Here is a 19,942-nt window from a genome sequence, read left to right on the forward strand (position 1 = left end):
CGGTACGTGCCGGGGCAACTGGATTACTTCGCTTATTGCCAGTAGGTTGCAAATAAGAAGAAGTTGCAACATGGGGAGTTGGCAATGGCCCAGTACGTGCTGCCGGATCTCGACTACGACTACGGCGACCTGGAGCCGGCGATCATCGGCGAGATCAACGAGCTGCACCACGGCAAGCACCACGCGGCGTACGTGAAGGGCGCGAACGACACCCTCGAGCAGATCGACGAGGCGCGCGACAAGTCCGCGTTCGGCTCGATCGTCGGCCTGGAGACGACGCTCGCGTTCCACCTCGCGGGTCACGCGCTGCACCAGGTGTGGTGGAAGAACCTGAGCCCGGACGGCGGCGACAAGCCGGTCGGCGAGCTGGCCGCGGCGATCGACGAGCACTTCGGTTCGTTCGACAAGTTCCGCGCGCAGCTCAACGCTGCCGCGTCGTCCATCCAGGGCTCCGGCTGGGGCGTCCTCGCGTGGGAGCCGATCGGCCAGAAGCTGATCACGCAGCAGCTGAAGGACCACCACTCGAACCTGTCGATCGCGACGACCCCGCTGCTCGCGTTCGACATCTGGGAGCACGCGTACTACCTGCAGTACCGCAACCTCAAGGCGGACTACATCAACGCGCTGTGGAACGTCGTCAACTGGACGGACGTCTCGGCCCGCTTCGAGGCGGCCCGCGCCGGCCGGAACGGCCTCAACCTTCAGTAGTGGATGCTCCGACAAGCTCTGCTGCTGGATACGAAGAGGCCCCGCTCCTGCCCAGGAGCGGGGCCTCTTCTGTTCCCGAACTGACTGCCGCTCCCACCACGAAGCGACGTGACTTAGGTTAGCCTAAGCTCGCCTTGTTGGGAAGCCCGTCTCACCCGGCCTCTCGCCACGAGTTCGATCACCGTGGTCACGGCCACGACTTCCACCGCGAGCAGGCCCAACAGCACCACGAGCTGCAACGCTCCGGCCTGCCAGACGGGCGCGCCGCCGAGCAACATGCCCACGAACGCGCCCGGCAGTGTGACGAGGCCCACCGTTCTCGTCTGGTCGAGCGCCGGGAGCAGCGCCTCCGCGGCCGGCTTGCGGATCAGTTCCCGCGTCGCTTCGGGCACGGTGAACCCCAGCGCGAGCGCCGCCTCGTACTCGCCGTAGCGGTCGCTCAGCGTGTCCAGCGCCCGTCGCGTCGACAGGGTCGTCGCGGTCATGGCGCCGCCGATCAGGATGCCGCCGATCGGGATCAGCGCGATGCCCTCGAGCGGGACGAGGCCACTGAGCATCAGTGCCGCCATGGCCGGGACCGTGCCCGCCAGGATGGCCGCCCCCACCCAGATGCCCTTCTTGCCCGTCTTGGTGCGGGCCGCGCTCGTCGCCGTGGCCACCGATGCCATGAGGACCAGGAACGCCGCGGTCAGCGGGAGCCGGGTGAGGACGACGGTGATCACCGCGCTCACGACGGCCAGCTGGACCACCGCTCTCGCGGCGGCCCTGACGAAGGGCCTGGCCGTCGTCAGGGCCGCCCACCACGCGACGCCTCCCGCCGCGGCGGTGAAGAGGACGCAGATGATCGCCAGCCGGGGCCAGTCCGTCGCGATGACCATGAGGTGATCTCACCGCACTCGCGCACCGAGAGCGCGATGACCTTCTGCTCTGGTGACGCTCGCGCGAACGCCCCTAGGATCTTCGGCCCTGCACTCGCTGAACTCTCACCGGGGGAACACCAGGATGAACGACAGCCGGACCGCCGCGATCTTCATCCACGGACTGTTCTCCTCCCCGGCGACCTGGTCCGCCGTCGACAGCCTGCTGGAACAGGATCCTGACCTGCGCGGGTTGGCCGTCCTGCACTTCTCGTACCAATCGCCGGTGATGCGACTCAACCCGGTGCGCCGGATCCCCAACTTCAACGACATCGCGGACAGCCTGGCGGTCTTCTTCGAGGTGGAAACCACCCAGTACGACAGCATCGCGCTGATATCGCACAGCCAGGGCGGCCTCGTCGCACAACGATTCCTCGCCAGGATGCTCGCCGACTCGCGCGGCTACGAGCTGGCGAAGATCCGCAGGATCGTCATGTTCGCGTGCCCCAACTCCGGTTCGGAGCTCGGCCTGACGATCCGGCGCGGTCTGCGGTTCTGGAAGCACCCGCAGGAGCAGGAACTCCGTCCCATCAACGAGTCCATCACCGCGACGCAGCGAACGATCGTGCACTCCGTGATCTCCGCGAAGCAGATCACCGAGACCACGTGCCCGATCCGGATGTTCGCCTACGCCGGCGACTCGGACAACATCGTCACCCCGTCGTCGGCCAAGAGCGTGTTCCGGGATGTCGGCGTGATACCGGGTGACCACAGCTCCATCATCAGACCCGACTCGCTCAGCCACCGGTCGTACACCACGCTGAAGTGGAACCTGCAGGCCGTGCTGAACCCGGACCGAGGCGAGCAGGACCGCCGGCCGAGCTCGACGACCACACAGTTCGACCAGGCGCAACCCGCACCACCCACCACCGTGAAGTACGACAGTCGCGGCGACGCGGACGCGTGGCGGACCTGGACCTACACCGCAGAGCGAGGTGTGCGTCCGGAGAAGTTCCCAGTCGGAGACCGCGGTGTACTCGCAATTCAGTCGAAGCTTCAGGAGTCGGTCGGCCTGAACAAGTCGCTCCCGATGACGTCCGGCACGATCGAGTTCGAATACCGCGTCGCGGACTCGGGCGGATCCCGCGGGCACATGTACTTCGCGGTGATCCCGATGCAGGAGACCGGTCCTGGGCGAGCCGGGCTGATCGAGGTCGGCACGAACGTCCAGGGCGACCACCGGAACCCGAGGTCGCCGTTCCGACAGCGCTCGTTCATCCCGTTGGCGCACTACGCGGACGGCGAATGGCACGCCATGCGAATCCAGTTCGACTTCTCCAGCCTCGCGGAGGCCTTCTACGCCATCTTCGGGCCGAGGATCAACGAGGGACTCGAGGAACGAGGAGACGGGATCCTGCAGATCCGCAACGTCGTCGCGTGGTCCTAGCGGTCGTACTCAGACGAGCTCTTCGACCTCTCGGCGCGGGCGGAACCACAGCCGCCGCGGCAGCCGGACGTCCCCGCGCCGCAGGAGGATCACCCACGCGACCACGGCGACGAGCACGGACACGACACCACCGATGACGATCGGCGCCCGCCCGTGGACGTGCTCGCCGAGCCACCCCATCAACGGTCCGCCGACGGGGTTCCCGCCGAGGAACACGAGCATGTAGAGCCCCATGACCCGGCCGCGCATCGCAGGTTCGACGGCGAGCTGGATGGTGGCGTTGGCGGTGGTGTTGAAGGTCATCATGGCGATGCCGACGGGGATGAGCGCGAGGCCCATCGACAGCATCGTGGGCATCAGGCCGGCGACGATCTCCAGCACGCCGAACACGACGGCGGCGCCGATGAACACCGCGAGGCGGGGTTTCTTGCGGCGCGCGGCCCACGTGGCGCCGGCGAGGGTGCCGACGGCGATCAGCGTCGACAGCAGGCCGTAGGCGTCGGCGTCGCCGCGGAACACGTTGCGGGCCATGATCGCGAGGGTCATGTAGAAGTTCATGCCGAACGTGGCGATGAAGAACACCAGCACCATCACGGTGAGCAGGTCGGGGCGGTGCCACACGTACCTCAGCCCGGACAGCAGCTGGCCCTTCTCGCGCGGCACCGGGTCCGCGCGGTGCAGTTTCGCCGGGTCCATCAGGTACACGCCGAGCACGACGGCGACGAAGCTGATCGCATTGGCCAGGAACACCCAGCCGGTGCCGACGCTGACGATCGTGAAACCGGCGATCGCCGGGCCGACCATGCGGGCCAGGTTGAACATCATCGAGTTCAGGGCCACCGCGTTGGTCAGCTGCGAGCGGCCGACCATCTCGACCACGAACGACTGGCGCACCGGGGTTTCCAGTGCGGCGAACACGCCGAGCAGGAAGCAGAGGACGTACACCTGCCACAGGACGACGACGCCCGTGACGTCCAGCAGGCCGAGCACCAGCGCGCACAGGCCGAGCGCGGTTTCCAGCCCCAGCAACAACTTCCGCTTGTCCATGCGGTCCGCCAGGAGACCGGCCCACAGGGACAGGCCCAGCGCGGGCAAGAACTGGAGCGACGCGGCGATGCCGAGCGCGACCGGTGAGCCGTTGGACAGCTCGAGCACCAGCCAGTCCTGTGCGATGCGTTGCATCCACACGCCCATCAGGGAAATGACCTGGCCTGATGCGTAAAGACGATAGTTGCGCACGGCTAACGAACGGAACATGCCGGTACGCGTGGATGGCGATGTGTCCGAAGATTCGCCACCCACGTAACCCGACACGCGTTACTGCCCCGCCATCCTGTCGATGATCTCGGCCGCGCGGGAGAGCAACTCCCTCTCCTCCGGCGCCAGCTCGGCGATCCGCTTGTCCAGCCACGCTTCTCGCGCGGTGATCTCGTCCTCGAGGTAGGCCAGCCCCGCGGTCGTCAGCTCGACGATGGCCTGACGGCCGTCCGTCGGGTGCGGGCGCCGCGTGGCGAAGCCGAAGTCCTCCAGCGCTGCTATCACGCGCGTCATGGACGGCGGCTGCACGCCTTCCTTGGTGGCGAGCTCACCCGGCGTCAGCGGTCCGCACTTGTGCAGCGTGGACAACGCGGACACCTGGGTCAGTGAGACCGACGTGTTGGTGCGCTGCGCGCGCAGTCGTCGGTTCAGCCGGACGACGGCAAGTCTGAGCCTGCTCGCCAACCCGATCTGCTCGGTCTCCGCCACGTATTTAGCATACCTCACGAAATTGTTTCCCGCCGAACGTCAGGCCAGTGCGGCCTGGATGGGGCCGATGGCGAAGTAGACGACGAACGCAGCGGCGACGACCCACATCAGCGGGTGCACGCTGCGCGCTCGTCCGGTCAGAGCTCGCAGCAAGACATAGCTGACGAAGCCCGCGCCGATGCCGTTGGCGATCGAAAAAGTGAACGGCATCACGACGATCGTCAGGAACGCGGGCAGCGCGACGGTGAAGTCGCCGAAGTCGATCTCGCGGATCTGCATCATCATCAACGCGCCGACGATCACCAGCGCCGGTGCGGCTGCCTCGATCGGCACCACCTGGTACAGCGGCGTGAAGAACATCGCGAGCAGGAACAACACGCCCGTCACGACGTTCGCCAGGCCGGTCCGCGCGCCTTCCGCGATGCCGGACGCCGACTCGATGTAGACGGTGTTGGACGAACTGGACGCCGCACCGCCCGCGACCGCGCCGAGCCCGTCGACGAACAGCGCCTTGCTGACGTTCGGCAGCTGGCCGTCCTTGCCGATCAGGCCGGCTTCCTTGCCGAGTCCGGTCATCGTGCCGACGGTGTCGAAGAAGTCGGTCAGCACGAGCGTGAACACCAGCAGCGCCGCGGTCAGCGCGGGCACGCGGGTCCACGCGCCGAACGACACGTCGCCGAGCAGCGACAGGTCCGGGATGCCGAAGACCGTGTCGGGCAACGCCGGATATCCGAGGTTCCAGCCCTTGGGGTTGGTGCCGCGCGACGGCCCGGCGCTGACGATCGCCTCCAGCACGATGGCGAGCACGGCGCTGGAGACGATGCCGATGAGGATCGCGCCCTTCACCTTGCGCGCGAACAGCACACCGGTGATCACCAGCCCGAGCACGAACACGAGCGTCGGCCAGCTGGCGATCGACCCGTTGATGCCGAGCCCGACCGGAACGGTCGTGTTCGCGGCGTCCGGCAGCCTGCGCACGAAGCCCGCGTCGACGAACCCGATGAAGCAGATGAACAGGCCGATGCCGACCGCGATCGCCGCTTTCAGCTCGTTCGGCACCGCGTTGAACACCGCGGTGCGCACGCCCGTGACCACCAGGATCAGCACCACGAGCCCGTTGACGAGCACCAGGCCCATGGCCTCTGGCCAGGTCATCTTCGTGGCGACCGCCACCGCGACGAACGAGTTGATGCCGAGGCCGGTGGCCATCGCGAACGGGTAGTTCGCGACGAGTCCGAAGAGGATGGTCATCACGCCCGCGACCAGCGCCGTCACCGCCGCGACCTGCCCGACCGGCAGGATGTTGCCGAGCACGTCCTTCTTCGCACCCGCGTCGTCGGCGGCGAAGCTGCCGATGATCAACGGGTTCAGCACCACGATGTAGGCCATCGTGAAGAACGTGACGACACCGCCGCGAACTTCACGACTCACCGTCGACCCGCGCTCGGAAATCTTGAAGAACCCGTCCAGCATCTGGTCTCCTTACGGCGTGTCCGAACGCGACAACCCGCCCAGTCCACCGCCGCTGCCGCACAGGCTCGCCGATCCGGTGCCGGTGGTGCTCGGAGGTACCGCGTTGTGGTTCCTCGGGTTCCTGCTGGTGCTGATCTTCGACCGCGCCAACGGGACCCTGCTCTGGACGACCTTGTCCGGTGGCGTGCTCGGGATCATCGGGTATGGAGTGTTCCGCTGGCAACGCCGCGCCGCGCGCCGAGGGTCGCGGACGGCTCAGTCCGGCCTCGAGGACATCTAGCCGAGACTCGACAGCGCCCCCGAAGAGCTGCCCGCCGGCGCGCTTTCGCAGGCACGCTCAACACCGGTCCCGCAAGCACGGCCCCGCAAACGCTTTCGCGAGCGCGCTGCCGCAGGCGTCCCCGCCAGGGGTCCCCTGCTTTCAGAATCCCAGGAGACACCGACAATTCGGGGCGCCCGCGGCGAGCCCTGTGGACAACTCGGACCCTGTGGACAGCCAGCCCAGCAGCACCGACTAGCCCAGCAGCACCGACTAGCCCAGCAGCACCGCGGGCGTCGGGTCGGTGATCAGAGCGGCGAACGTGTGCCGGTCAGCCCACCGCCCGGTCGTCCACGCGAGCGCACGGGCCAGCCCCTCGGGCGTGTCCTCGGCGTGCGGCTCACCGCCGACCATCCACCAGGAGACGACCTGCCCGGACACGACCAGCGAGTCGTGCACCACCACGACCCCGGCAGGCAGCTCGACCTCCAGCAGCTCACACGCCACCCGCACCGCACCGAGCGAGTGCCAGGGCACCGGCTCCCCGTCCGACGACGGGGTCCCGCCCACCTCCTCGGAGGCGAACGGCAGGTCGAGCAGCTCGGCGAGCTCCTCGGTGGCGACCGCCGAAGCCAGCACCCGCGAAGGAGGCAGCACACCCAGCAGCCACGGCTGGTCGAGGATCACGACGTCGTCGGCGGGTACGGCCTCACCGGACAGCACCCGCACGCGCTCGCAGTCGAGCACATCGCCCGAAGGCGGCACCTCGGCCAACGCCGCGTGAGCACGCAGAGCCAGCGCGTCCGGGACGGCGCGCGACGGATCGCCGAGCCGCGCGACGAGGTCGGTCACGTCGTCGTCGCCGCGCAGCACGAGCTCGGACCGCACGCCTGCCGCGACGAGCGCGTGCCGGGGCAGGTCGAGATCGGGCACCGGGTCGTACAGCCCGAGCAGGTCGGCGGCCTCCGGCAGGCACCACGTCCCCGGCGCCTGGCCGGCGAGCCGCGCGTACTGCGAGATCCACCAGCCGGTGTAGCCGTCGGGTTCGGTCACCGCGCGCCACGTCACCGGGTCGGCGGCCAGCAGGCGCAGAGCCGCGGGCCAGTCCGCCACGAGGTCGAGGTCGCGCACGCCGATCACGCGCGACGGCGGTTCCTCAGCCGAGTCCCACCAGTAGCCCTCGTCGGGCAGGTCGTGGTCCGGCTCGGTCGCCTCGTCGTCGACGACGACCTGGAACCCGTCCAGCACGCCGACCGCGGCCAGCGCGGTGCGCGGCCACGCGTCGGCGACGCGCTTGTCCAGCACGGCGAACGCGTCCGGCTCCAGCACCTCGCGCAACGGCGAGTCCGGCAGCACCAGCTCGTCGGCTCGGCGCCAGTCGCCGGAGGAGTCGCGCAACGCCAGGGCCGAGAGCCACGGCTGCTCACCCGGACGCACCGACGAGCGGTCGACCAGGCGCAGCACGGTCTCCACCAGCTCGGCACCGTCGAGGCCCGCCTGGGCGTCCTCGACGCTGCGCTGCACGGCCTCGCGCAGACCGGCCGAGTCCAGCAGTTCCGACGCGCCCGCCTCGACCGCGCCCAGCCGCGTCAGCAGCGGGTGCACGGCGTCCGGGTGCACGATCCGCAGGCCCGGCAACGGTTCGTCGGCGATCAGCACGGTGCGCGGACCGGTCACGAGGCGGCCGTCGGCCAGCGGGACCGGGAGCGCGGACAACGCCTCGCGCACGTCCGAGGAAACATCAGCCAGCGGCTCGAAGGCCGCGTAAACGTCGCGCCACCACGCCGGATCGCCACCCACGCCCGACAGGGCAGCGACGACCTCGGCCACCGAGAGACGCGGAACCTCAAGTGCAGCAAGGGCTTTCGCGTGCGATGGCTCGGACAACGACGCGTCCAGCAGCCCGGGAAGAGCGTCCTCGACGAGCTCGACCAGCTCATCGCTGACGACGTCCAGCACCCGAGCAGCCGAAGGCGCGGCCCATTCACCGCTCGCCAACGGCAGCCACGCGGCCGTCCGCAACGACTGCAGCAGCGAGGAACGCAGCCGCGAGTCCACTTCGGACAGGGGGAAGCCGGGCAGCGGCACCAGAGAAGTCCGCTCGACAGCGGGGATGCGCGCGACCAGCGCCGGGTACAGAGCGGCTGCCTGGTCCAGCACGAACCACGCCGCCTCGCCGGGCAGGATGCGCCGCCGCGACGGCTCGACCGGCAGCGTGGCCAGCAGCCGTGCGGGCAACGACAGCCGTTCGTCGGTCGGCGTCGGCGCGTGCAGCACGTCCTCACCCAACGGCGAGTCGAGCGGGTAGGCCCAGGTGACCGTCCACTGAGGACGGGTCTCGACGCCCTGCACGAACGAGGCGGGCACCTCACCGGACGCACGCTCCACGAGCCAGCGCGTCGAGCCGACGGTGACCACACCGTCGGCGGACTCGGACCGCTCCCACACCTGCGAGCCGACCTCGATGCGGCGCAGACCGGGCAGCGCCAGCAGCAGGTCGGGTGCCTGCAGAGCGAAGGAGTCGAGCGACACCTCGCCCGAAACGGGCAGGCGCACCTCGGTCGCGAACCCGTCCGGCACGTCCTCGACGCAGGGCCACACGAGCCGCAGCACGGGCACGTCACCGCCGCGCTGAGCCGCCAGCTCGGGCACCTCGTCACGCGTGCGAGCCGCGGAGAACTCCACACCACCGGAAAGAGAAACCACTCGCGGCGCGTCGGTCACGGCGAGCACGGCGGCGAAGCCGACGCCGAACTGCCCGACGCCGCTCTCCTTGGCCGACGCGCGCAGCGACGCGAGCGCTGCCACGCCAGCGGTGGTCAGCGGGGCGCCGGTGTTGGCCGCGCGCAGCTCACCGTCGACCAGCGAGATCCGCAGGAACCCGCCCTCCGGCGGTGCCGCGTCGGCGGCGTTCTGCGCCAGCTCGACGAACAGCCGGTCGCGGTAGGACCCGATGCGCAGGTCCTCCTCCGCGTTGGCGTCCTCGCGGAACCGGGTCGGGGAGTCGCGCCACGCGGAGAGAACCGCGGCCCTCAGTGCCGCGGTCCCGAAGGGGTCGGTCACTCCGAGTCGTCCAGGACGTCCAGCTGGGCGTCGTCGTAGACCAGGTCGGCGACGGGCACCAGCGGGCTGGCGTCGACCTCGACCTGGGAGTGCGCGCCGCAGCCGTACTCGACGTGCACGACGTGGCCGTCCGCGGGCGAGATCTCGTTCGCGCAGATGCCGAACGCGGCACCGAACGCTCCGGCGACCCGCGTGTAGAAACCGCAGGTGGCGCAGTGCGCGGGCGCGCTGCGCGCCATCTCGCTGCGCGGCCCGAAGTCACCGACGGCCCACCGGTCCGCCGCGTCCAGCCTGCCCTCGCGGGACAGCACGCGCTGGCGGCCGAGACCGATCTCGAGCGCGACCTCCTCGATGGCGGGGTCGTCGGAGTGGACGTAGGCCTCGATCAGGCGCGGGTCGTCCTCACGCGTCGGCAGCAGGTCGCCGACGCCGAGGTCACCCGCCCTGACGCGCTCGCTCCACGGCACCCACTCGGGCGCGACGAGCGCCTCGTTGCCGGGCAGCAGCACGACCTCGCTGACGGACACCGGCGTGCCCTCGCCCGCGTAGGCGACGGTCACCGCCCAGTTCCAGCCGCGGTAGCCGGCGTGGTCGGCTTCGAACAGGTGGGTCACCGAGTATTCGTCCTCGGCGAGCACCCCGACGTGAGCACCGACGCGTTCCGCGCCTGCTTCGTCCTGCGCTGCGGCACGAGCGAGGTCAATGGCATCGGCGAGCAAAGTCGTGGCGGTCACGAGGTGAATTGTGCCGCAGGTCTACGCCGGGACGAAAACTCGTGCCACCCTCCACGGGGTGCGCCCCCTCCTCTGGCTAGCAGTAGTCGCGTCCCTGGCCGCCTGCTCAGCGGGACCAGCGTCGCAAGAATCCGCTTCCCCGCAGGTCACAGTGCTGCAGAAGATCCCGCACGACACGGGTGCGTTCACCCAGGGTCTCGAACTGGTCGACGGAGTTCTCTACGAGGGAACGGGCCTCGAGGGCGAGTCGACGATGCGCGCGCTCGATCCGGCGACCGGCGAGGTGCGCAAGAAGGTCGATCTGCCGCAGGAGCTGTTCGGCGAGGGCATCACCGTGGTCGGCCCGCGGATCTGGCAGCTGACGTGGCGCAACGGCTTCGCGATCGAACGCGATCGGGGCACGCTCGCCGAGACCCGGCGCATCGCGTACGAGGGCGAGGGCTGGGGTCTCTGCCTCGCGAACGACCGGCTGATCATGAGCGACGGCTCCGCGAAGCTCGCCTTCCGCGACCCGGCCACGTTCGCCGAAACCGGATCCGTGCAGGTCACGCGGGACGGCCAGCCGCTGACGCAGCTCAACGAGCTGGAATGCGTGAACGGCGCGGTGTGGGCCAACGTGTGGAAGTCGGACGAGATCGTCCGCATCGACCCGAAGACCGGAAAGGTGACCACGACGGTGAACCTCGCCTCGCTCCGTCCGTCCGAGACCGGTGAGGAGGACGTGCTCAACGGGATCGCCGCCATCCCCGGAACTGACGAGTTCCTGGTCACAGGCAAGAACTGGCCTTCCATCTTCCGTGTGCGGTTCACCGGCGTCAGGCAGGATTGACGTGTGACGTGGAACCGGGGCAGGACGAACGGCGGGAGGCCGGACGAGCCGAAGCGCTACCCGTGGCAGGACGACGAGTACCAGCCGCGTCAGCACGAGCACCGGCTGCAACCACCGCCCCGGAATCCGCGCCAGGGTCCACCGCAAGGACCGCCCCAGCCGCCGCGCAACACCCGCCCGCTGCCGATCGACGAGCAGGACACGGCACCGACCCCGAAGATGCCGAAGAAGCTCACGGTCACGCGGGTCGCGTTGTTCCGCGGCAAGCAGCTCTCGCAGCAGGCCGTCGCCGCGTTCCGCAGGGCCGCGCACGCCGACGGCGCGAAGAAGTCCGGCATGTCGGCCGTCACCTACGCGGTGATGATGAACTACGCCGCCGACGCCGCGATGGCCGTCGCGCTGGCGAACACGCTGTTCTTCAGCGCCGCGTCCGCCGAGTCGAAGAGCAAGGTCGCGCTCTACCTGCTGATCACGGTGGCGCCGTTCGCGCTGATCGCGCCGGTGATCGGCCCGCTGCTCGACCGCATCCAGCGCGGCCGCCGGATCTCGCTCGCGCTCTCCTGCGTGCTGCGCGTGTTCCTGTCGATCGTGATGGCGCTGAACTTCGACAACTGGCTGCTCTACCCGGCGGCGCTGGGCAGCATGGTGCTGTCCAAGTCGTTCACCGTGCTCAAGTCCGCGATCACGCCGCGCGTGCTGCCACCGGAGATCACGCTCTCCAAGACCAACGCCCGGATGACCGTCTTCGGCCTCGCGGCGGGCGCCGTGTTCGGCGCGTTCGCGGCGGGCTTCGCGAAGATCTTCGGTTCGCCGGGCGCGCTGTGGTTCATGGCCGCGCTGTGCGTCGTGAACGCCGTGCAGTGCATGCGGATCCCGGCCTGGGTCGAGGTGACCGAGGGCGAGGTGCCCGCATCGCTGTCGCCGAAGCCCGCCAGGCAGCCGATCAGCAGGCACATCGTGGTCTCGTTGTGGGGCAACGGTTCCATCCGCATGCTGACCGGGTTCCTCACGCTGTTCGCTGCGTTCGTCGTGCGCGCGCAGACCGAGGGCGACGCGGTGCGGCAGTTGCTGCTGCTGGGCAGCATCGCCGCGGCGGCGGGCATCGGCAGCTTCCTCGGCAACGCGATCGGCGCGCGTCAGCAGTTCGGCAAGCCGGACGAGGTGGTGATCGGCTGCGTGGCCGCGGCGCTCGCGGCCACGGTCGTCGCGGCCGTCCTGCCGGGCATCACCACCGCCGCGGTCGTCGGCCTGCTGGGCGCGACGGCCAGCTCGCTGGCGAAGGTCAGCCTCGACGCGGTGATCCAGGACGACCTGCCGGAGGCGTCGCGCGCGTCGGCGTTCGGCCGCTCCGAGACGATCCTGCAGCTCACCTGGGTGTTCGGCGGCGCGCTCGGCGTGCTGCTGCCGCCGTGGTTCTGGCTCGGGTTCACCGTGATGTCGGTGCTGCTCGCGGTCGGGCTGGCGCAGACGTGGCTCTACCGCAACGGCACGTCGCTGCGCCAGGTCGTCCTGCGCCCGATCCGCAGGCCCGCTCCGCTCACCCCGTAGGCTCGCTGACCGTGCGCCGAGTTCTGACTGTCCTGGCCTGCGCCGCGCTCGTGCTGACGGGCTGCGGCACCCCGCGCGACCCCGAGGTCACGTTCTACAGCGCGGGCAAGACGATCCGCTTCACGCCGACGTTCTACTGCGACGACGCGCGCGGCGAGCAGAACTGCGGGCAGCGCGCCGAGCCGGCGACGATGAAGGTCCCGCCGGGCCAGCCGGTGCAGATCTCCGTGCCCGGTCAGCTGGCCGCAGGCCGCTGGGTGGTCACGTTCACCTACGTCGACGCGAGCGAGAGCCAGGTCGTCGGCGAGCAGAGCAAGGACATCCTCGGCCGCGGCGAGGACTACACGTACACGGTGACCGTGCCCGACAAGGCCGACCAGATCACGCAGATCGCGGTGCAGGAGATCGCTGCCGTCGTGCTGGACGACGGCAGCCTCGCTCCCCGTGGCGCCTGGGTCGTCGACGTCGTCGCCTGACTACGGGTCGAGCTCCCGCGCGACGGCGCGGACGACCTCGGCGATCAGCTTGGTGTTCTTGCGGTCCGGGTAGCGGCCGCGGCGCAGGTCCGGCTGGATCTTGGCCTCGAGCAGCTTGATCATGTCCTCGATGAGGCCGTGCAGCTCCTCTGCGGGGCGGCGACGCGCCTCCGCGACGGACGGCACGGGGTCGACGAGGCGCACGGACAGCGCCTGCGGGCCGCGCCTGCCCTCGGCCATGCCGAACTCGATGCGCTGCCCGGCCTTGAGGCCTTGCACGCCCGGAGGTAGCGCGGACTTGCGGACGTAGACGTCTTCGCCACCGTCCTGGGTGACGAATCCGAAGCCCTTCTCCGTGTCGTACCACTTGACCTTGCCGGTCGGCACCGCGCTCACCATTTTCTTTAATCCACACAACGAACGCGCCCCAGGCGTACCCAGGACGCGTCACACCAGCGTATCCAGAACACCGCTGTGAAGGCACCTCCGTTAGCGCGACTACGCTCACGCGCATGACCGCTAACAAGGTGATGCCGCTGGCTGTGGGCGTGTTCGCCCTCGGTGTACTCGCGATCGTCGCGGTCTTCGTGCTCTTCGCGCTCGGCTACTCGGACCTGCCGTGGTGGCTGAACGTCTCCGCGACGCTGCTCGCCCCCATCGGGCTGGCGGTCGGCGTCGCCGCCGCGGTCAGGAACGCACGCCGGAAGAGCTGAGCCAGGCCGGGAAGCCGGTCAGGTCGGCCAGCACCACGTCGGCGCCAGCCTCGGCCAGTTCCTCGCCGCTGCACGGTCCGGTGAGGACACCGACGGCCAGCGCGCCCGCGGCCTTCGCACCGTGCACGTCCCCCACGTGGTCGCCCACGTAGACCGACGCGCCGTGCAGCTTGAGCGCCTCGGCCTTGCCGGTGGACCAGAGCTCGCCGAAGAGGTGGTCGACCTCCCAGCCGAGCGCCTCGAGGTGCAGCGCGGCGTTCTTGCGGTACTTGCCGGTGACGACCATCGTGCGCCCGCCCAGCTCGCGCACCGCGGCAAGCGCTTGCGCGGCACCTGGGAGCGCGACCGTGTTCGGGATGACGAGCTCCGGGTAGAGCGACCGGAACAGCGTGACGAGCTCCGGGATCTCCTCCTCCGGCACGCCCATCTCGCGGTAGGTCATGTCGAGAGGCGGGCCGAGGTTCGCGGCGAAATGCTCACCGTCGAGGTCGTACCCGGTGCGGGTCGCGACCTCGTTGAGGACGGCCGCCATGCCGGGCCTGGGGTCGATGAGCGTCATGTCGAGGTCGAAGCCCACGGTCAGCGCCACAATGCGGCACTTTACGTCTTTACAACTCCCACTGAGCTGTAAAGCTGATCAGGTGAGCGACATCACCTCGCTGTTACTGGACGCAGCCGCTGACCTGCTCGCCGCACACGGGTTCCAGGGGTTGCGCATGATCGAGGTCGCCAGCCGCGCAGGAGTGAGCAGGCAGACCGTCTACAACGAGTTCGGCAACAAGGAAGGTCTGGTGCAGGCGGTAGCAGCGCACCGGACCACGGAGTACCTCAAGGGGGTGGCGACCAGGCTCGAGGAGGACGGCGAGCCGTGGGAAGCGATGCGGTCGGCGTTCAAGTTCACCTTCGAGCAGACCGCGAAGGATCGTCTCGTGTCGGCCGTTCTGACGGGCGCCGACGCCGAAGACCTGCTGCCGTTCCTGACGACGCGGGGCATGCCGGTGCTCGAGCCGGCCACCGCGGTCATCGCCGCGCACCTGACGCGCCACTTCCCCGGCGCCGACGTGCACCTGTGCGCGGAGACGACCATCCGGCTGGCGCTGAGCCACCTGCTGCTGCCGACCGGGGACATCGACCACGCGATCGACGCCGTGATCACCGTCTCCCGAGCGACCATGGAGGTGACCTTGTCCCGCTGACCCCTGTTCGCACAGACTGACCCCTTGTTGCAAGATACTGGCAACAGAGGGGGTTCGTCGTGGTCGCCGTCGGCACACGTTTGCGCGCGGGTGCCGCGCTGCTCGGACCGGCGTTCGTCGCCGCGATCGCCTACGTCGATCCGGGCAACGTGGCCACCAACACGGCGGCCGGTGCGCGGTACGGGTACCTGCTCGTGTGGGTGCTGGTCGTGGCGAACGTCATGGCAGGCCTCGTGCAGTACCTGTCCGCGAAGCTCGGCCTCGTCACCGGCAAGTCACTGCCGGAGGCCGTGCGCGACGAACTGCCGCGCCCGGTCCGGCTCGCCTACTGGGGCCAGGCCGAGGTCGTCGCGATGGCCACCGACCTCGCCGAGGTGCTCGGTGGCGCCATCGCGCTGCACCTCCTGTTCGACCTGCCCCTGCTGCTCGGCGGCCTGATCACCGGCGTCGTGTCGACCGTGCTGCTGCTCGTGCAGGACCGCGGCGGGCAACGCCCGTTCGAGCGCGTCATCACCACCCTGCTGGTCGTGATCGCCGTCGGCTTCGCGGCCGGCCTGTTCGTGGCACCACCTTCCGTGCCCTCCGTGCTCGGCGGCCTGACACCCCGCTTCGCCGACGCCGACAGCGTCCTGCTCGCCGCGGGCATGCTCGGCGCGACCGTGATGCCGCACGCGGTGTACCTGCACTCCGCTCTGGCACGTGCCCGCCACGGCCGCGCGCCTCATCTCCTGCCCACCACCAAGGTCGACGTGGTCATCGCGATGGTGCTCGCCGGCGCGGTGAACATGGCCATGCTGCTGCTGGCCGCTGCCTCGCTGCAGGGTTCGTCCGGTGTGGACACTCTGGAAGGCGCGCACGCGGCGGTCGCGTCCACCTTGGGTGGCGGGATCGCGCTGTTGTTCGCGATCGCTTTGCTGGCTTCGGGTTTCGCGTCCACCGCGGTCGGCTGCTACGCGGGTGCCGTCGTGATGGACGGCTTGCTGCGCGTGCGGATTCCGTTGCTCGTGCGGCGGTTGGTGACGCTCGTGCCCGCTTTGGGGGTGCTGGCGCTCGGTGTCGATCCCACGTGGGCGTTGGTGCTGTCGCAGGTCGTGTTGTCGTTCGGCATCCCGTTCGCGCTCGTGCCGCTCGTGTGGCTCACCGCTCGCCGGTCCGTGATGGGTGCCTACGCGAACCGGTGCGGGGTGACGGTGGGCGCCTCGGTCGTGGCGGTTGCCGTCGTGGTGCTGAACGTGGCGCTGATCTACCTGACCGTCAGCGGCTGATGGGCGACACCATGCTCACGCAGGGGTCCTCGCCAGGGGGTCCCCTGATTTCATTCTCCCACTCGACACCGACAATTTCGGGGCGCGATGACGCAGCCTGTGGACAACTACGCCCGACGCGTTCGCGCGGGCTACGCCACCGTCGTGTAGTCGACGCCGATCTGGTGCAGCGCGGCTTCGAGGGTGCGCATGACGGCGAGCGTGTCGTCCAGCGTCATCTCGGGGCTCTCGGTGTCCCCCGCCGTGACGCGCTCGACGACCTCGCGGATCTGGTGCGTGTAGCCGCCGTCCGCACAGGTGTGCTCGACCCCGTTCACGACGATGCGCGTCGGGTTGTAGAACGGGTCCGCGATCTGGATGCGGCCCGCGGTGCCGACGATCTCGGCCTTCGTCTCGTACGTCGCGACGAGCGAGCAGCTCAGCAGCGCGTGCGCGCCGTGCGGGTAGCTGAGCAGCACGCCCGCGTCGGCGTCCACATCGGTCGGTGCAAGCGCGCCGACCGCGGTGACCGACTCGGGTTCGCCGAGCAGCGCGTGCGCGAGCGCCACGGGGTAGATGCCGAGGTCGAGCAGTGCGCCGCCGCCGGCTTCCTTGGCCCACAGGCGGTCCTGGGCGTCGAAGTCGTGCTGGAAGCCGAAGTCCGCGCGGATCGTGCGCACCTCGCCGATCGCGTCGTTCGCCGCGAGCGCGCGGACGTCGCGGATCAGCGGGTTGAAGCGCGTCCACATCGCTTCCATGAGGAACAGGTTCCGCGCGCGGGCCGTCGCGACCAGGTCCTCGGCCTGCGCGACGGTCAGCGTGATGGCCTTCTCGCACAGAACGTGCTTGCCCGCTTCGAGTGCGGCCTTGGCGACCTCGTGGTGCTGGCCGTGCGGCGTGGCCACGTAGACGACGTGGACGTCCGGGTCCGCGAGCAGCTCGCGGTAGTCGCCGTACGCGCGCTCGACGCCGTGCTTCGCGGCGAACTCCCGCGCTCTGGCGAGCTGCCGGGAGGACACCGCGAGCACGTTCACACCAGGCACTTTCCGCATGTCGGCGGTCACGACGTCGGCGATTCCGCCCGTGGCGACGACTCCCCAGTTCAGCACGTACGGGAGCATAGGGGTATGCGTCTCATCCTGAACGTGGTCTGGCTGGTGCTCGCGGGGTTCTGGCTCGCCGTGGGCTATGCGATCGCCGGTCTCATCTGCTGCGCGCTGATCATCACGATCCCGTGGGGCATCGCGTCGTTCCGCATCGCGAACTACGCGCTCTGGCCGTTCGGCCGCACGGTCGTCGACAAGCGGGGTGCCGGTGCGGGCTCGCTGCTCGGCAACATCATCTGGATCATCTTCGCCGGGTGGTGGCTCGCGCTCTCGCACATCGTCACAGGCGTCGCGCTGTGCGTCACGATCATCGGCATCCCGCTGGGCGTCGCGAACTTCAAGCTCGTGCCGGTGTCGCTGGTGCCGCTGGGCAAGCAGATCGTCGAGGTCGTGTGAAAAGTCCCCTGCGGGTGTCGGGGGCACCCGCAGGGGACCATTCGCACCGCTGTCAGGCTCCGTTGTCCGTCAGCTGGTGCAGGCAGAGGATGTTGCCCTCGGTGTCGCAGAACCACGCGGCCTTCTCGCTGCCCATGACCGCGATGTGGTTGACCGTCTTGAGGTCCGGCAGGTCGTAGTCCGCGAACTTGACGCCCTTGCCCTCCAGTTCGCGGATCTCGGACTCCAGGTCCGGCACCTCGAAGCTGATCACCGTGTGCTTGGTCTGCGCACCGGCTTCCGCAGGCATCAGTCCCAGCGCGTCGCCCTGACCGAGCTCGAAGATCCTGGTGCCGTCCGGAGCCGACATGACCGCCTTGAGGCCGAGCAGGTCCGCGTAGAAGTGACTCGCGCGCTCGGGGTCCGAAACGGGCAGCATCGTCGTGGTCCTGGTGGCAGTGAGCATGGCGCCTCCTTCAACCAGATGGCCTATCGTGCGCCCCGGTCCGCGCGCTGACAAGGGTCTTTCGTCAGGCGTGCCTGGTGGCCGCCGCCGCCTCCAAACTCAGCAGTCGCACGGCCTCCGCGCGCATCTCGACCTTGCGGATCTTGCCCGTGATCGTCATCGGGAACTCGTCGACGACGTGCACGTAGCGCGGGATCTTGTAGTGGGCGAGCTTGCCCGTGCAGAACGCCTTCAGCGCCTCCGCGGTCAGCGGCTCGGCGTCCGGGCGCATCCGCACCCACGCCATCAGCTCCTCGCCGTACTTGACGTCCGGAACGCCGATGACCTGCGCGTCCAGCACGTCCGGGTGCGTGTAGAGGAACTCCTCGATCTCCCGCGGGTAGATGTTCTCGCCGCCGCGGATGACCATGTCCTTGATGCGGCCGGTGATGTTGACGTAGCCCTCTTCGTCCATCACCGCGATGTCGCCGGAGTGCATCCAGCGCGCGGCGTCGATCGACTCCCGAGTCTTCTCCGGCTCGTTCCAGTAGCCCAGCATCACGGAGTAGCCGCGCGTGCACAGCTCGCCGGGCGTTCCACGTGGGACGGTGCGGCCCGTCTCCGGGTCGATCACCTTGACCTCGACGTGCGGCACGACGCGGCCGACCGTCGACACGCGCCGGTCGATGGAGTCGTCCTTGCGGGTCTGCGTGCTCACCGGAGACGTCTCGGTCATGCCGTAGCAGATGGCCACCTCGCGCATGCCCATCCGCTCGATGACCTGCTTCATCACCTCGACCGGGCACGGCGAGCCCGCCATGACCCCGGTGCGCAGGCTCGAGAGGTCGTAGTCGTCTGACGTGTCCAGCATGGCGATGAACATCGTCGGCACGCCGTAGAGGCTCGTGCACTTCTCCCGCGCGATCGCCTCCAGCGTCTGCGTGGCGTCGAACGCGGGCGCGGGGATGACGACGCACGCGCCGCGGCTGGTGGCCGCCAGGTTACCCATGACCATGCCGAAGCAGTGGTAGAACGGGACGGGCACGCAGATCCGGTCGTTCTCCGTGTAACCGCAGAGCTCACCGACGAAGTAGCCGTTGTTGAGGATGTTGTGGTGGCTCAGCGTCGCGCCCTTGGGGAAGCCCGTGGTGCCTGAGGTGTACTGGATGTTGATCGCCTCGTCGGCGCCGAGCTCCGGCCATTCCCTTCGCTCCGAAGGCTTCTGCAGATCCGTCCACTCAGGACTGTCGAAGAGGATCGTGTTGCGCAGGTCCGGGCAGTCGGGCCTGACCTGGTCGATCATGGCCGCGTAGTCGGAGGTCTTGAACTCGCGCGCGGCGATCAGCGTGTGGATGCCCGCCTGGTTGATCACGTACTCCAGCTCGTGCACCCGGTACGCCGGGTTCACGTTGACCATGATCGCGCCGATCTTGGCGGTCGCGTACTGGACGAAGTACCACTCCGCGCGGTTCGGCGACCAGATGCCGACGCGATCTCCCACCCGGACACCGAGGTTCAGCAGGCCCTGCGCGAGCGCGTCGACCTCTCGCGCGACCTCGCGGTAGGTCCATCGGCGGCCGGTGGCGTACTCGACCAACGCCTCGCGGTCGCCGAACGCGGCGACGGTGCGGTCGAAGTTCTCGCCGATCGTGTCGCCCAGCAGCGGAACGTCCGAAGTGCCAGATGAGTAGCTGACGGTCATGCCACTCAACGTAGGCACGCC

General features: G+C 69.2%; 21 protein-coding genes. 10 read left to right on the forward strand and 11 right to left on the reverse strand.

Annotated elements, in window-relative coordinates:
* Window positions 1–84: 84 nt before the first annotated feature.
* Entirely contained in the window at window positions 85–708 is a 624-nt protein-coding gene (locus FKR81_RS22735; protein WP_146354142.1) for a superoxide dismutase, read from the forward strand.
* A gap of 113 nt (window positions 709–821) precedes the next feature.
* Here FKR81_RS22735 and FKR81_RS22740 read toward each other — a convergent pair whose 3' ends face one another.
* A complete protein-coding gene (locus tag FKR81_RS22740; RefSeq protein WP_146354143.1) occupies window positions 822–1,586 on the reverse strand; it encodes an ABC transporter permease in 765 nt (254 codons plus the stop codon).
* A gap of 124 nt (window positions 1,587–1,710) precedes the next feature.
* Here FKR81_RS22740 and FKR81_RS22745 point away from each other — a divergent pair, with 124 nt between their 5' ends.
* A complete protein-coding gene (locus tag FKR81_RS22745; RefSeq protein WP_146354144.1) occupies window positions 1,711–3,012 on the forward strand; it encodes an esterase/lipase family protein in 1,302 nt (433 codons plus the stop codon).
* A gap of 9 nt (window positions 3,013–3,021) precedes the next feature.
* Here the strand turns inward: FKR81_RS22745 and FKR81_RS22750 are convergent, their stop codons facing one another.
* From FKR81_RS22750 to FKR81_RS22760, 3 genes are read right to left on the reverse strand one after another with little or no spacing between them, the layout of a single operon-like run.
* Window positions 3,022–4,269 (reverse strand): MFS transporter, encoded by a 1,248-nt coding sequence (locus FKR81_RS22750; RefSeq protein ID WP_146354145.1) that lies wholly within the window; start codon window positions 4,267–4,269, stop codon window positions 3,022–3,024.
* Between the two features lie 60 nt (window positions 4,270–4,329).
* Complete coding sequence (locus tag FKR81_RS22755; protein WP_146354146.1) at window positions 4,330–4,758, reverse strand: MarR family winged helix-turn-helix transcriptional regulator; 429 nt, start codon at window positions 4,756–4,758, stop codon at window positions 4,330–4,332.
* A gap of 39 nt (window positions 4,759–4,797) precedes the next feature.
* Entirely contained in the window at window positions 4,798–6,231 is a 1,434-nt protein-coding gene (locus FKR81_RS22760) for an NCS2 family permease (RefSeq protein ID WP_146354147.1), read from the reverse strand.
* 16 nt (window positions 6,232–6,247) lie between these two features.
* On the opposite strand from FKR81_RS22760, the gene FKR81_RS22765 reads away from it, so the two are divergent.
* Window positions 6,248–6,511 (forward strand): DUF2530 domain-containing protein, encoded by a 264-nt coding sequence (locus tag FKR81_RS22765; protein ID WP_186763119.1) that lies wholly within the window; start codon window positions 6,248–6,250, stop codon window positions 6,509–6,511.
* 252 nt (window positions 6,512–6,763) lie between these two features.
* Here the strand turns inward: FKR81_RS22765 and FKR81_RS22770 are convergent, their stop codons facing one another.
* Both FKR81_RS22770 and FKR81_RS22775 read right to left on the reverse strand, forming a co-directional pair.
* On the reverse strand, window positions 6,764–9,553 hold the full coding sequence (locus FKR81_RS22770) for a sacsin N-terminal ATP-binding-like domain-containing protein (protein WP_146354148.1): 2,790 nt from the start codon (window positions 9,551–9,553) through the stop codon (window positions 6,764–6,766).
* Window positions 9,550–10,287, reverse strand: coding sequence for a DUF3027 domain-containing protein (locus tag FKR81_RS22775; protein WP_146354149.1), 738 nt, complete (start codon window positions 10,285–10,287; stop codon window positions 9,550–9,552). Before FKR81_RS22775 ends, FKR81_RS22770 begins: the two co-directional genes overlap by 4 nt.
* 58 nt (window positions 10,288–10,345) lie before the next feature.
* Between FKR81_RS22775 and FKR81_RS22780 the strand changes: the two genes are divergently transcribed.
* From FKR81_RS22780 to FKR81_RS22790, 3 genes are read left to right on the forward strand one after another with little or no spacing between them, the layout of a single operon-like run.
* Entirely contained in the window at window positions 10,346–11,116 is a 771-nt protein-coding gene (locus tag FKR81_RS22780) for a glutaminyl-peptide cyclotransferase (RefSeq protein ID WP_146354150.1), read from the forward strand.
* A gap of 3 nt (window positions 11,117–11,119) precedes the next feature.
* Window positions 11,120–12,664: an MFS transporter gene (locus FKR81_RS22785; protein ID WP_235921705.1), complete on the forward strand. Its 1,545-nt coding sequence runs from the start codon at window positions 11,120–11,122 to the stop codon at window positions 12,662–12,664.
* Window positions 12,665–12,675: 11 nt separating this feature from the next.
* Window positions 12,676–13,140 carry a DUF2771 family protein gene (locus FKR81_RS22790; RefSeq protein WP_186763120.1) on the forward strand — a complete coding sequence of 155 codons (465 nt, stop codon included), beginning with the start codon at window positions 12,676–12,678 and terminating at the stop codon, window positions 13,138–13,140.
* Here FKR81_RS22790 and FKR81_RS22795 read toward each other — a convergent pair whose 3' ends face one another.
* Complete coding sequence (locus FKR81_RS22795) at window positions 13,141–13,527, reverse strand: cold-shock protein (RefSeq protein ID WP_146354152.1); 387 nt, start codon at window positions 13,525–13,527, stop codon at window positions 13,141–13,143.
* Window positions 13,528–13,652: 125 nt separating this feature from the next.
* Between FKR81_RS22795 and FKR81_RS22800 the strand changes: the two genes are divergently transcribed.
* A complete protein-coding gene (locus tag FKR81_RS22800; protein ID WP_146354153.1) occupies window positions 13,653–13,853 on the forward strand; it encodes a hypothetical protein in 201 nt (66 codons plus the stop codon).
* Here the strand turns inward: FKR81_RS22800 and FKR81_RS22805 are convergent.
* Entirely contained in the window at window positions 13,828–14,442 is a 615-nt protein-coding gene (locus tag FKR81_RS22805; RefSeq protein WP_146354154.1) for an HAD family hydrolase, read from the reverse strand. The two genes, FKR81_RS22800 and FKR81_RS22805, sit on opposite strands and share 26 nt — an antisense overlap.
* Before the next feature lie 52 nt (window positions 14,443–14,494).
* Here FKR81_RS22805 and FKR81_RS22810 point away from each other — a divergent pair, with 52 nt between their 5' ends.
* Window positions 14,495–15,049, forward strand: coding sequence for a TetR/AcrR family transcriptional regulator (locus tag FKR81_RS22810; RefSeq protein WP_186763121.1), 555 nt, complete (start codon window positions 14,495–14,497; stop codon window positions 15,047–15,049).
* 59 nt (window positions 15,050–15,108) lie between these two features.
* On the forward strand, window positions 15,109–16,314 hold the full coding sequence (locus tag FKR81_RS22815) for an Nramp family divalent metal transporter (protein ID WP_146354156.1): 1,206 nt from the start codon (window positions 15,109–15,111) through the stop codon (window positions 16,312–16,314).
* Window positions 16,315–16,445: 131 nt separating this feature from the next.
* Here FKR81_RS22815 and FKR81_RS22820 read toward each other — a convergent pair whose 3' ends face one another.
* Window positions 16,446–17,402: a Gfo/Idh/MocA family protein gene (locus FKR81_RS22820; RefSeq protein ID WP_235921706.1), complete on the reverse strand. Its 957-nt coding sequence runs from the start codon at window positions 17,400–17,402 to the stop codon at window positions 16,446–16,448.
* Between the two features lie 18 nt (window positions 17,403–17,420).
* On the opposite strand from FKR81_RS22820, the gene FKR81_RS22825 reads away from it, so the two are divergent.
* Window positions 17,421–17,795, forward strand: coding sequence for a YccF domain-containing protein (locus tag FKR81_RS22825; protein WP_146354158.1), 375 nt, complete (start codon window positions 17,421–17,423; stop codon window positions 17,793–17,795).
* 52 nt (window positions 17,796–17,847) lie between these two features.
* Here FKR81_RS22825 and FKR81_RS22830 read toward each other — a convergent pair whose 3' ends face one another.
* Together FKR81_RS22830 and FKR81_RS22835 are read right to left on the reverse strand one after the other, a co-directional pair.
* A complete protein-coding gene (locus tag FKR81_RS22830) occupies window positions 17,848–18,240 on the reverse strand; it encodes a VOC family protein (RefSeq protein ID WP_146354159.1) in 393 nt (130 codons plus the stop codon).
* Window positions 18,241–18,304: 64 nt separating this feature from the next.
* A complete protein-coding gene (locus FKR81_RS22835; protein ID WP_146354160.1) occupies window positions 18,305–19,921 on the reverse strand; it encodes an AMP-binding protein in 1,617 nt (538 codons plus the stop codon).
* Window positions 19,922–19,942: the final 21 nt, after the last annotated feature.

Origin of the sequence: Lentzea tibetensis, assembly GCF_007845675.1 — a bacterium.
GTDB classification, from domain to species: Bacteria; Actinomycetota; Actinomycetes; order Mycobacteriales; family Pseudonocardiaceae; genus Lentzea; species Lentzea tibetensis.

Excerpts from the sequence above, each read along its gene's own strand:
- FKR81_RS22735 (WP_146354142.1), top strand. The coding sequence starts at position 85 with ATGGCCCAGTACGTGCTGCCGGATCTCGACTACGACTACGGCGACCTG.
- FKR81_RS22740 (WP_146354143.1), bottom strand. The coding sequence starts at position 1,586 with ATGGTCATCGCGACGGACTGGCCCCGGCTGGCGATCATCTGCGTCCTC.
- FKR81_RS22745 (WP_146354144.1), top strand. The coding sequence starts at position 1,711 with ATGAACGACAGCCGGACCGCCGCGATCTTCATCCACGGACTGTTCTCC.
- FKR81_RS22750 (WP_146354145.1), bottom strand. The coding sequence starts at position 4,269 with ATGTTCCGTTCGTTAGCCGTGCGCAACTATCGTCTTTACGCATCAGGC.
- FKR81_RS22760 (WP_146354147.1), bottom strand. The coding sequence starts at position 6,231 with ATGCTGGACGGGTTCTTCAAGATTTCCGAGCGCGGGTCGACGGTGAGT.
- FKR81_RS22800 (WP_146354153.1), top strand. The coding sequence starts at position 13,653 with ATGACCGCTAACAAGGTGATGCCGCTGGCTGTGGGCGTGTTCGCCCTC.
- FKR81_RS22825 (WP_146354158.1), top strand. The coding sequence starts at position 17,421 with ATGCGTCTCATCCTGAACGTGGTCTGGCTGGTGCTCGCGGGGTTCTGG.
- FKR81_RS22830 (WP_146354159.1), bottom strand. The coding sequence starts at position 18,240 with ATGCTCACTGCCACCAGGACCACGACGATGCTGCCCGTTTCGGACCCC.
- FKR81_RS22835 (WP_146354160.1), bottom strand. The coding sequence starts at position 19,921 with ATGACCGTCAGCTACTCATCTGGCACTTCGGACGTTCCGCTGCTGGGC.